The sequence below is a fragment of the Arthrobacter sp. CAL618 genome, from assembly GCF_000468215.1.
Lineage (GTDB): Bacteria > Actinomycetota > Actinomycetes > Actinomycetales > Micrococcaceae > Arthrobacter_D.
In genome coordinates this window covers 1-10,813 of the sequence record NZ_ASZW01000012.1, presented here as the reverse complement: position 1 = coordinate 10,813, position 10,813 = coordinate 1, and the positions used below count along the sequence as shown (strand labels likewise).

The following is a 10,813-nucleotide window of genomic DNA, read 5'->3' as shown; positions in this document are numbered from 1 at the left end:
GCTGGCACCGGCGGTGCGGGCTGCCCGTCGATCACAGAGGCATCTTCGGCACCGTAGGACGGCCCCGCGAGCTGGGTCATCGCGCTGGTGCGGGCACCTGCGGGCAGCTGCACAGTGACGTCGGTCTGGGCACTGACCTCAGGGTCATTCTGGTTCACGAGCACCACGCTGATGCTGCCGTCCTCGTGTTCGATTGCATAGCTGTACGCCAGCCCACCGCCGTCGACGGTGTTCTGCAGGAACGCCCCCGGTGGCAGCTCGGCAACCATCGATAGCCCGTAGTAGTTGGCCCGCTCGTTGAAGGTTGCATCCGGCTGCAGGTATGGCCCGCCAGAGCAGATCGAAGACATCGGGGGTCCACCGACGCAGGTCAGCAGCGAGCTGTGGAAGCTCAGCCGGGCAATCCCGATCTCGGCCGCACTCAGCGCGTAGTCGACGGTCCACAGCGCCGACGCATGCGTCTTCGTGGTCTCGTTGGACCCGGGGCAGGCCGAAATGCCGGTCTCGGGGATCCACGTTTCCAGTCCCGCCTCCTTGGCGGGGGCCATCGCAGCGTCGCGGTAGTTCTGCGCCCGGTCATGGATAGGCCCGGCCATCAGGTTTTCCATGATTGGCTCGCCCAGGGGATCGTTGGCGCCGTCGCACTGGGACAGCGGGTAGTGGTGGAAGGAGAGGATCTTTTCCTGCGGAAGGTCAGCCTGGGCAAACGGCCCCCACCAGGCCTCGGCGTAGGTGCCCGGGCCGACAATCCGGACCTCCGGTGCCACGGCGTACATTGCCTCCGCATACGCCGACAGCTCGGTTAGGTAGTCGGAGATCCCCCAGCTGGACGGCCGGAGCCCATTGGTGGGGTACCCGTTGGGTTCGTTGCCCACCGTGATGCCCACCAGCCGGTCCCCGAAGATCTCGCTGGCGTACCTGGTCATGTCCGCGGCGCGTGCGGGATCGTAGTTGCCCAGGTCCACGGTGAGGCTGATCGTGGCGTCGGCTGCTTCAAGGAGCGTGTTCACGCGCTCCAGGTCAGCGGGGCCAGCGGCGCGCACCGGATGGGCGTCGTCACCGGAGAGGTTCCCCGGGATGGGCTCATCAGTTGACGTCCAGAAGAACCGCCGGTCGACGGCGTTCCCGCCGAAGCGCAGCATCGGGCGACCCAGCCCGGTCAGGCTGCTCACGATCTCCTCGTTGTCCCCGGACATCCGCGGGTCGGCAAGGTCGGTGGCTTCCAGGGACAGGCCGATCAGGTTGGAGGGTAGCTCAGTGCCGGTCGGCTCGGCCGAGACAGCGACGGTCATCGGTTCCACAGCCTCCAGCGGTGAACCGTCCGGGGGCCCTGCCTGCTCGTAGAACTCTGTTGGCGCCGCGGGGAGCGGGTCCGTCGGTTCGGCAGCAGGCTCGGTGGTGGGCGCCGACGAGGTGGTCGCGGCGGGTGCGCTGGACGTCGAAGACGACGGCGTTGGTGACGCCGAGGAGCCGGGGGTCGCGGCCGGTTCGTCGTCGCCGGTGAGTGCAGTGATACCCACCCCGGCGCCAATCAGGACGACAACGGTCGCCAGACCGGCGGCAATCATGACCCGCGGACTAGGTCGGGTGCGTACCGCAGCAGCCTGGCTGGCGTCCTCGAATAGGGGATCGGGGGTGGGGCGAGAGGGTTGGTCGGACATTATTCTCCATCGTTGTCAGCTCAAAGCAAGTCTAGCCAGCCCGCGACTTGCTCTCCGTACACCTCCCAGGCGCATTCCGCACTACTCTCCGGTCGCGGTCCAGTCCAGTGAAGTGAGGAAAATGGGGTGCGGTTAACACAGCTGAAACATATCCGTCATGCACTCTTTACCAACGTGCGAGTTCTGTAACCTGCGCGCAATCAATTGGCTCACGGGCCCGAAACACAGCTCGTGCAGACTTTTGATTGCGGGAACTGCCCGCCACTCGCGAGAGGATGTGACGATGGATCTGACAGCAGGTCACGTCTGGGTTTTGGTTTCGGCCGCTATGGTGCTTCTGATGACACCGGGGCTGGCATTTTTCTACGGCGGCATGACGCGCGCCAAGGCCGCACTGAACATGATGATGATGAGTTTCATCGCCGTCGGTTTGGTCGGCATAGTTTGGGTTCTCTGGGGATACTCGATGACCGGGGGCGACGGCGTCGCCCAGCTGTTCGGTAACCCCTTCGCTTCCTTCGGTCTCGAAGGCCTGATCGGCACCGAGGACATGATCGGCGCCGGTTACGGCGTCACCTTCGCGATCATCACCGTCGCCCTGATCAGCGGCGCCATCGCCGACCGGGCGAAGTTCGGTGCCTGGTCCTTGTTCGTCCCCATCTGGGTCACCCTGGTCTACTGCCCGCTGGCCTTCATGGTCTGGGGTGGCGGCCTGCTGAGCGCTGATGGCGCTGTCGGCGGAGCCGTCGGCGAGGCAATCGACTTCGCCGGTGGCACAGTGGTCCACATCAGCGCCGGAGTTGCGGCGCTCGTGCTGGCCATCATTCTCGGCAAGCGTCAGGGCTTCGGCAAGGACCCGGCGCAGCGCCCCCACAACGTTCCACTGGTGATGCTCGGTGCAGCACTGCTGTGGTTCGGCTGGTTCGGATTCAACGGCGGCGCCGCTGGTACCGCCGAAGAAGCTGGCCTCATCTGGATCAACACCATGGCAGCTCCTGCCGCCGCAATGGTCGGCTGGCTGGTCCTGGAACGCTTCCGCGACGGCCGTCCCACCTCCCTCGGTGCGGCCTCGGGTATTGTCGCCGGTCTGGTCGCCATCACCCCGGCCTGCGCCAACGTCAGCCCCATCGGTGCGATTGGTCTGGGCCTGGTCGCCGGCGTGCTGTGCGCCCTGGCTGTGGGCCTGAAGTACAAGCTGGGCTTCGACGATTCACTCGACGTCGTAGCGGTCCACCTGGTCGCTGGCACCGCCGGCACCATTGCCCTGGGCTTCATCGCCATGCCGGTCGACGGCGAAGGTGGAGGCCTCTTCTACGGCGGCGGCGGCGGCCAATTGCTCGCCCAGGTGGTGTCGGTCCTCGTGGCTGTCACTCTCTCGGCCGTGATGACCGCCATCATCGGTCTGGGCATCCACAAGACCATCGGGTTCCGCGTCACCGCGGACGACGAGGTATCCGGCGTCGACCTCTCCGAGCACGCAGAAACAGCGTACGAATTCGGCGGCCTCGGCGTCGGTGGACAGTTCCACCCCACTACCAATGTTGCAGCTACGGAAAATGCTTCGGAAAAGGTGAACTCATGAAGCTGGTAACAGCAATCGTCCGCCCGGATAAGCTCGACGGCGTCCGTGGAGCCCTCGAAACGTACGGCGTACAGGGCCTCACGGTCAGCGGGGCAAGCGGCTACGGAAGACAGCGGGGCCACACCGAGGTATACCGTGGCGCCGAATACACGGTCGACCTCCTCCAGAAGATCCGCGTCGAAGTGCTGGTCGCGGATGCCTGGGTCACCGACATCGTCGATGTCCTAGTCTCGACCGCCAACACCGGGAGGGCCGGTGACGGGAAGGTCTGGGTGATCCCCGTCGAGGACGCCGTCCGCGTCCGCACCGGTGAACGCGGCGACGCCGCACTCTGACCCGGCTCACCACGCCGACCGAAGTCACCCTTCGGCTCCGAAAGCACCGCCTGCAGCGGGCGTTCGGAGCAGGAGGGTGACTTTCGGTTTCTTAGGCGGTTCCGCAGCGGCTAGTTGGTCCAGGCCGCGGGGCCGGGTGACCCTGCCGGATATTCGTCGAGCGGCACCTCATTGGCAGCCCACGCGGCGAGTACCGGATCGACGATCCGCCAGCAGTCCTCGGCGGTGTCGCCCCGCACCGACAGGGTCGGGTCGCCGGTCAGCACTCCTTCGAGCACTTCGCCGTAGGGCAGCAGCTCCGAGGCATTCAGCTCGACCCCCAGTACGGCCCGGTCCAGGGAAAAAATGTCGCCCGGGCCGTTCACATCGATTTCCAGCTTGAGGGTTTCGGGGCCAAAACCGATCCGCAACTGGGTTGGTGAGTCCTGCCCGGTGAAGCCCGCCGGAAGATGGCTGACCGGTTTGAACGTCACCAACGCTTCTTTCCGGTTCCCGCCCAGCGCCTTTCCCGACCTGAGGATGAACGGCACACCGGCCCACCGTGCGTTGTTGATCGACACGGTGATCTCCGCGAGGGTCTCGGTTCCGCGGGCCGGGTCGACGCCGTCCTCGGCCGCGTAGTCGGGGATCACCCGCCCATCGACTGTCCCGGCGGCATACCGGGCGCGCCGGGTACTTTTCGCGAAATCGGGGTCAACCGTGCTGGCGCGCAGCACGGCACCAAGGCCATCCCTCAGGTCGCGTTCGTGCAGACTGACCGGCGACTCCATCGCGAGGATGGCCATGGCGTGGAGCAGGTGACTCTGGATCATGTCCCGGAGGGCCCCGGCGCCGTCGTAATAGCCGGCGCGGCCTTCAAGGGCCAGCGCCTCGTCGTAGACCACCTCGACCCGATCGATGTGCAGGTTGTTCCAGACAGGTTCCAGCAGACGGTTGGCGAACCTGAGCCCCAGAATGTTCAATACCGTCGCCTTGCCCAGGAAATGGTCCACCCGGTGAATGTGGTCCTCGGGGACCAGCCGGGTCAGTGTTTCGTTGAGCCGGAACGCCGAGCCCTGATCGGTGCCGAAGGGCTTCTCCATGACCAGCCTGGTGTGATCCGGCAGATCGCCAGGGGAGAGCAGCTCGCACGCTTTCTCCGAGATTGCCGGCGGCAGCGCGAAATATACGGCGACCGGCCCCTGCAGGGAGGAAACCAGGCTGGCCAGTTCGCCGGGCGTGGTCACATCAATCTGGCGGTACACGCTCGTGGTCCGCAACAGGTCGAGCACACCCCGGCCGTCGTCGTCGGCCGCCTCCCGCGCACTGGCAAAAGACTGGGTGACCCGCTCCGACCACTGCTCGTCGCTCCAGTCGTCGTAGCCGGCGCCCACCAGCCGCAGGCCACGAGCTCGACCATGCTGAACCAGCCGGGCCAGACCGGGGAGTAACAGCCGGCCGGTCAGATCGCCTGACGCGCCCAGGATGAGCAGCGTCGAGACCTCCTGATCGGGGGCGAAGGGCAGGCTGTCCTGGACTGAGTTTGTATGCGTTTCCACACCATCCACCCTGCCACCTCGGTACCGAGATGTCCCGCAAGCCGCCGTCCGCCCCAGTTGGTACCCTTGATGGCAGAGCCTTTTATCCATCGAAGAAAGCAGTTCACGGCACGTGTTTAATTCACTCTCTGACCGGTTGACAGAAACTTTCAAGAACCTCCGCGGGAAGGGCCGGCTCTCCGAAGCCGACGTCGACGCCACGGTTCGCGAGATTCGTCGCGCCCTCCTCGACGCTGACGTCGCGGTCAGCGTTGTCCGCGAGTTCACCGCCAAGGTCAAGGAACGGGCGCTGGGCCTTGAGGTGTCCCAGGCCCTGAACCCGGGCCAGCAAGTCGTCAAGATCGTCAATGAGGAGCTTGTGGGAATCCTCGGCGGGGAAACACGCCGGATCCGTCTCGCCAAGAATCCGCCGACGGTCATCATGCTCGCCGGCCTGCAGGGTGCAGGTAAGACCACCCTGGCGGGCAAGCTGTCGAAGTGGCTCAAGGGTCAGGGCCACAGCCCCCTCCTGGTCGCGTGTGACCTGCAGCGCCCCAACGCGGTCAAGCAGTTGCAGGTCAACGGCGAACGCGCCGGGGTGCCGGTCTTCGCGCCGCACCCGGGAGTCAGCTCCGAGTTTGAAACCGCCACCGGTGACCCGGTCGCCGTCGCACGCGCCGGCGTTGCCGAGGCACGCACCAAACTGCACGACGTCGTCATCGTTGATACGGCTGGCCGCCTCGGTATTGACGCGGAGCTGATGCAGCAGGCATCCGACATCCGCGACGCCGTCAACCCCGACGAAGTGCTGTTCGTGATTGACGCGATGATCGGGCAGGACGCCGTCAACACGGCCCAGGCCTTCAACGAGGGCGTGAACTTCACCGGCGTCGTCCTGACCAAGCTCGACGGCGACGCGCGCGGTGGCGCGGCGCTGTCAGTTGCGTCGGTCACCGGAAAGCCAGTCATGTTCGCCTCGACCGGTGAGGGCCTGAACGACTTCGAGCTGTTCCACCCCGACCGGATGGCTTCGCGCATCCTCGACATGGGCGACATCCTGACCCTGATCGAGCAGGCTGAGAAGTCCTGGGACAAGGACGAAGCTGCGCGGATGGCGCAGAAGTTCTCCGACCAGGAGGACTTCACGCTCGACGACTTCCTGGCGCAGATGCAGCAGATCCGCAACATGGGCTCCATGAAGAAGATGCTCATGATGATGCCCGGCGCTGCCGGAATGCGGGAGCAGCTGGAAAACTTCGACGAACGCGAGATTGACCGGGTCGAAGCGATTGTGCGGTCAATGACCAAGCACGAACGCGTCGCACCGAAGATCATCAACGGCTCACGCCGTGCCCGTATTGCGCGCGGTTCGGGCGTTCACGTGTCCGAGGTCAACGGCCTGCTGGAGCGGTTCGGCCAGGCGCAGAAGATGATGAAGAAGATGGCGTCCGGCGGTGGGATCCCGGGAATGCCCGGCATGGCCGGACCTGGCGGCTTCAACGGCGGCGCACGCAAGGGTAAGGCCGTGACGAAGGGTAAGAAGAAGGCCAAGTCGGGTAACCCGGCGAAGGCAGCGCAGGAGCGGGCCGATGCCGAGGCTCGCCNCGTAACCGGCCGTCGGTTCCGTCGGGTGCAGCCTTTGGTGCCCAGAATGACTTCGACCCGTCCTCCCTGAACCTCCCGAAAGGCTTCGACAAGTTCCTCGGCAAGTAGGGCTGCCTCCGACAGACAGACTCGCCCCACACCTCGGGTCGAGTCAACACCACTGACGGTTTTTCGTTGTGAAAACCGTTATTTCTGTTGACTCGATCCATCCCCCCGGAAGCTAAGAGCGGCGCAATGACCCAGGAACGACTCGTCTTCGTCCACGGCAGCGGCAGCTTCGGCACCGCCGCGTGGCCAACCCAGCACGCCCTCGCGAGCAGCTACGACTGCCTTTACCTTCGTCGCCACGGTTTCGAAGCCGGAGCCGACCCGTTGCCCACCGATTTCCACAAGGATCAGCGGATTGTGGTGGACGCCCTAGGGGAGGGCGGACACCTGGTGGCCCATTCGCAGGGGGCGATCTCGGCGATGATGGCAGCAGTCGAGCGGCCGGAGCTGGTCCGCTCCCTGATCCTGATCGAGCCCGCATGCCTGTCCCTGACCGCCGACCTGCCCGCGACCGCCGCGCACCGCGCACTGGTGGGACCGCTCTACGAACGCCGCGACTCGCTGTCGGATGAGGCATTCCTCCAGGAATTTGTCCGACTCGTGTTTTCCACCGAGGCCCGGCACCCCGCAACGTCGGAGGCCCGCCGCGCTGCCCATCGGCTCAGGCTGCAGTCCCCGCCATGGGAAGCACCGCTGGACATTGTGCCGGGCGTTCCGACACTGATCATCACCGGTGGCTGGGAGCCGCTCTACGAAGAAATCGCCGGTTACCTGGCTGTTACCGGGGCCCAGCACATCGTCGCCCCGGGCGCCCACCGGCCGCAGGACACTCCCGACGGCGATGCCCTGATCCGCGAGTTCGTCGCCGCGCATGCAGGTACCGACGCCTAGCATCCGGCCGGTACTGACCGGGTTGTGATGAGCAACCCGGACACCGGGGGCCTCACGCGGCGCCGGCCCTACACTTGACCGCATGATCAGCATCCGCGAAGCCGAGAAGCTGGACCTCACCTTCCTGCCAGCCATCGAGGCGGCAGCTGATTCATTGCTGACCTATCTCAACGGAATGCCCCTCCCCGTGTCCCTTCCGGCGGGAGCGTCGCGATCGGAACTTGCGGCATCGCTGAAGTTGCTGGTCGCAGGCAGGCCGTGCATCGGGTTCGCCCGTCTGGAAGAGCTCGACGGCGGCGCGCACCTCGAGCAGCTCGCAGTCCTTCCCGCCCATGCGGGTAGGGGGGACAGGGCGGGCGCTGGTCGAAGCGTCGAAGGACTGGGCGCGGCACGCTGGTTATCCCTGGATTACCCTGACTACCTTCGCGGATGTCCCCTTCAACGCCCCGTTCTACGCAACCTGCGGCTTCGAAACGGTTCGTGAGCCATCCCCGGCGCTGCTCGCCATCCGAAACCATGAGGCAGCAATCGGCCTCGACCGAGTCGGTCGCAGAGTGCCCATGCGCGCCGCGTTGTAGCTCGGGCCTGAGTGCCCGCGCGTGCAGACCTCCCCTCCTACTGGGCCGATCGGCGCCCCGACGACGGCGTGTCCCGGCCCGACACGTCAAAACAGTGCCAGGAGCTGGGAGGACCCGCACGGTGTCCAACGGAATAACTTTAAGCTTCAAGTAGTTATCTCCGATACAGCATCATGTTGAGGAGAACACCATGACCAACACCCAGGACCTATTGCCGGCCGACCTATCAATGGGCGCAGTGCTACTCAAGGTGGGCAACCTGCCCACAATGTCCGACTACTACCAGCGAGCCCTCGGACTCGAAGTCATCGAGGAAACCCGCGAAGGCGTGCACCTTGGTCGCGGAAACACGCCGCTGATTCACCTTGCGCCGGCGCAAGGACTCCAACTCCCGGCCCACGGGGAGGCCGGGCTGTTCCATACCGCGCTGCTTTTCGACGACCGGTCAGCCCTCGCCGCCACCGTCGCCGCGACCGCACAGTACGACGCCGGCCTATACGTCGGCAGTGCCGATCACCTCGTCAGCGAGGCTTTCTACTTCACCGACCCCGAAGGCAACGGGATTGAGCTCTACTTCGACAAACCGCGCGACACCTGGCAGTGGACCACCGACGACACCGGACAGACGGCAGGAAAATCAGTCGTGATGGACAGCCTCCGGCTGCCGGCGGACACCTACCTGCGGGACCACCTGACCCAGGATGCGGTGACCGGCCAGGCCAAGGCGGCGGCCGTCGTCGGGCACGTTCACCTGCAGGTCGGCGACGTCGAAACCGCCGGGAGATTCTACGTCGACACGCTCGGATTCGAGCGGACCGCCGGCTGGCACGGCCAGGCGCTGTTTGTCTCGGCCGGGGGATACCACCACCACATGGCCATGAATGTGTGGAACAGCCGGGGCGCCGGACCGCGCAAAGACACGCTAGGGCTCGGGGAGGTCCTCGTCCGGGTCCCAGCCGAGGACCATGTGGGAGCCCTCGCTGAGAGGCTGAAAGCTGCCGGGATCGACAACCACCACACCGGCAGCGAGCTACGCTTCAAAGACCCGTGGAACAACAAAATCCGGGTGGCAGCGAGCTAGCGTGGCGTAATTCGTGCTGGAGTCTGCGATCTGGCACAATAGACCTGTACTCGATCCGGGCAGCCCCTCTCTCTGCGCGCGCATCTTGTCCTTTTGAACCCTCAGAGGTGGCCCGCCCCACGGGAGCACTGAGTAGGGTTCACCCCTTTAGATCATCAAGGAGTGACCACAACAGTGGCCGTAAAGATTCGCCTGAAGCGCATGGGTAAAATCCGCGCACCTTTCTACCGTGTCGTCGTCATGGATGCACGCGCCAAGCGTGATGGCCGTGCCCTCGAGGAAATCGGTAAGTACAACCCCACCGAGGAGCCCTCGTTCATCGAGATCAACTCCGAGCGTGCACAGTACTGGCTCGGCGTTGGCGCACAGCCAACCGAGCAGGTTGCAGTACTGCTCAAGATCACCGGTGACTGGCAGAAGTTCAAGGGACTCGAAGGCCAGGAGGGAACCTTGAAGACCAAGGCTCCCAAGGAAACCTTCGTCGCCCCTGAAAAGGGTTCGGTAATCGTTCCTGAAGCCATCACCCCCAAGGCCAAGAAGTCCGACGCCGAGGCACCAGCCGAAGCCGAGACTGAAACCGCCGAGGCCAACTAAATTGCTGGCCGAAGCGCTGGAACACCTCGTCCGGGGAATTGTTGACAGTCCCGATGATGTCAAGGTTTCCCTGAAGAACAACCGCCGTGGGGAAACCCTCGAGGTGCGGGTTCATCAGGACGATCTGGGCCGGGTCATTGGCCGCCAGGGCCGCACAGCCCGCGCCTTGCGCACCGTTGTGTCAGCCCTCGCCGACGGCGAACCGGTACGCGTGGACGTAGTCGATACGGACCGCCGCCGGGGCTAACAGCGCTTCAGCACACCAATTCAGCACAGTATTACATTGAGTTTGGCCCCGCACCGGATAATGGTGGCGGGGCCAAATTTTTGTCCACCTACCCCAGCAGCACCAGGAGTGTCAGATGGAAGTTCAGGTTGCCAGGATCGGCAAACCCCATGGTATTCGCGGCGAAGTGACAGTGCAGCTGTTCACGGATGCGCCGGAAGACCGGTTCGAGGCCGGGGCCATCTTTCGCGCCGAGCCGGCCGCACTTGGCCCGCTGACGGTCAGCGGTGCCCGCTGGAACAAGGACATCCTGATCCTCGGGTTCGACGGGTTCTCTGACCGCAACGCGGCAGAAACCCTGCGCGGCGCCAAACTGTTCATCGATACGGACGAGGCAGAGGATGACGACGACGACGCCTGGTACGAACACGAACTGGTGGGTCTTGAGGCGCGGGTAGGGAGCGACGTCGTCGGCAAAGTCAGCGGACTCCGCACGCTCGAGGTGCAGGACCTGCTGATTGTCGAAACCTCCGCAGGCCACGAGACGCTGGTCCCGTTTGTCGCCGAAATCGTCCCCGAGGTCAACGTCGCTGACGGTTATGTGCAGCTGACCCCGCCCGCCGGATTGTTTGAGCTGAATCTGCCCGGATCCAATCAGGCAGGCCCGGACGACGGCGAAGTGACCGACGTCGACG

The 10,813-nt window shown here is 64.9% G+C and carries 10 protein-coding genes and 1 pseudogene; 9 read left to right on the top strand and 2 right to left on the bottom strand.

Going from position 1 to position 10,813, the window contains the following annotated elements; translation table 11 throughout:
• A partial coding sequence (locus K728_RS0100275; RefSeq protein WP_443110890.1) for a hypothetical protein occupies positions 1-1,661 on the bottom strand: 1,661 nt, incomplete at its 3' end.
• Positions 1,662-1,944: 283 nt separating this feature from the next.
• Between K728_RS0100275 and K728_RS0100270 the strand changes: the two genes are divergently transcribed.
• Positions 1,945-3,243, top strand: coding sequence for an ammonium transporter (locus tag K728_RS0100270; RefSeq protein WP_024475467.1), 1,299 nt, complete (start codon positions 1,945-1,947; stop codon positions 3,241-3,243).
• Complete coding sequence (locus tag K728_RS0100265) at positions 3,240-3,578, top strand: P-II family nitrogen regulator (RefSeq protein ID WP_019482927.1); 339 nt, start codon at positions 3,240-3,242, stop codon at positions 3,576-3,578. The genes K728_RS0100270 and K728_RS0100265 overlap by 4 nt, the downstream gene beginning before the upstream one ends.
• Positions 3,579-3,688: 110 nt before the next feature.
• On the opposite strand, the gene K728_RS0100260 is transcribed toward K728_RS0100265, so the two are convergent.
• On the bottom strand, positions 3,689-5,116 hold the full coding sequence (locus K728_RS0100260) for a glucose-6-phosphate dehydrogenase (RefSeq protein WP_024475466.1): 1,428 nt from the start codon (positions 5,114-5,116) through the stop codon (positions 3,689-3,691).
• A 112-nt stretch (positions 5,117-5,228) separates the two neighbouring features.
• On the opposite strand from K728_RS0100260, the pseudogene ffh reads away from it, so the two are divergent.
• From ffh to rimM, 7 genes and pseudogenes are all read left to right on the top strand, one after another.
• A pseudogene (gene ffh, locus K728_RS17995) lies at positions 5,229-6,808 on the top strand (signal recognition particle protein).
• A gap of 126 nt (positions 6,809-6,934) precedes the next feature.
• Positions 6,935-7,639 carry an alpha/beta fold hydrolase gene (locus tag K728_RS0100250; protein WP_024475465.1) on the top strand — a complete coding sequence of 235 codons (705 nt, stop codon included), beginning with the start codon at positions 6,935-6,937 and terminating at the stop codon, positions 7,637-7,639.
• A 332-nt stretch (positions 7,640-7,971) separates the two neighbouring features.
• The gene (locus K728_RS22430; RefSeq protein ID WP_337587473.1) at positions 7,972-8,217 is read left to right on the top strand and encodes a GNAT family N-acetyltransferase; all 246 of its coding nucleotides are present in this window, start codon (positions 7,972-7,974) and stop codon (positions 8,215-8,217) included.
• 190 nt (positions 8,218-8,407) lie between these two features.
• Complete coding sequence (locus tag K728_RS0100240) at positions 8,408-9,298, top strand: VOC family protein (RefSeq protein WP_024475464.1); 891 nt, start codon at positions 8,408-8,410, stop codon at positions 9,296-9,298.
• A 174-nt stretch (positions 9,299-9,472) separates the two neighbouring features.
• The gene (gene rpsP / locus K728_RS0100235) at positions 9,473-9,892 is read left to right on the top strand and encodes a 30S ribosomal protein S16 (RefSeq protein WP_019482921.1); all 420 of its coding nucleotides are present in this window, start codon (positions 9,473-9,475) and stop codon (positions 9,890-9,892) included.
• 1 nt (position 9,893) lies between these two features.
• Positions 9,894-10,139, top strand: coding sequence for an RNA-binding protein (locus K728_RS0100230; protein WP_019482920.1), 246 nt, complete (start codon positions 9,894-9,896; stop codon positions 10,137-10,139).
• Positions 10,140-10,254: 115 nt separating this feature from the next.
• Positions 10,255-10,813, top strand: a 559-nt coding sequence (rimM, locus tag K728_RS0100225) for a ribosome maturation factor RimM (protein ID WP_024475463.1), incomplete at its 3' end; no start/stop codon positions are given.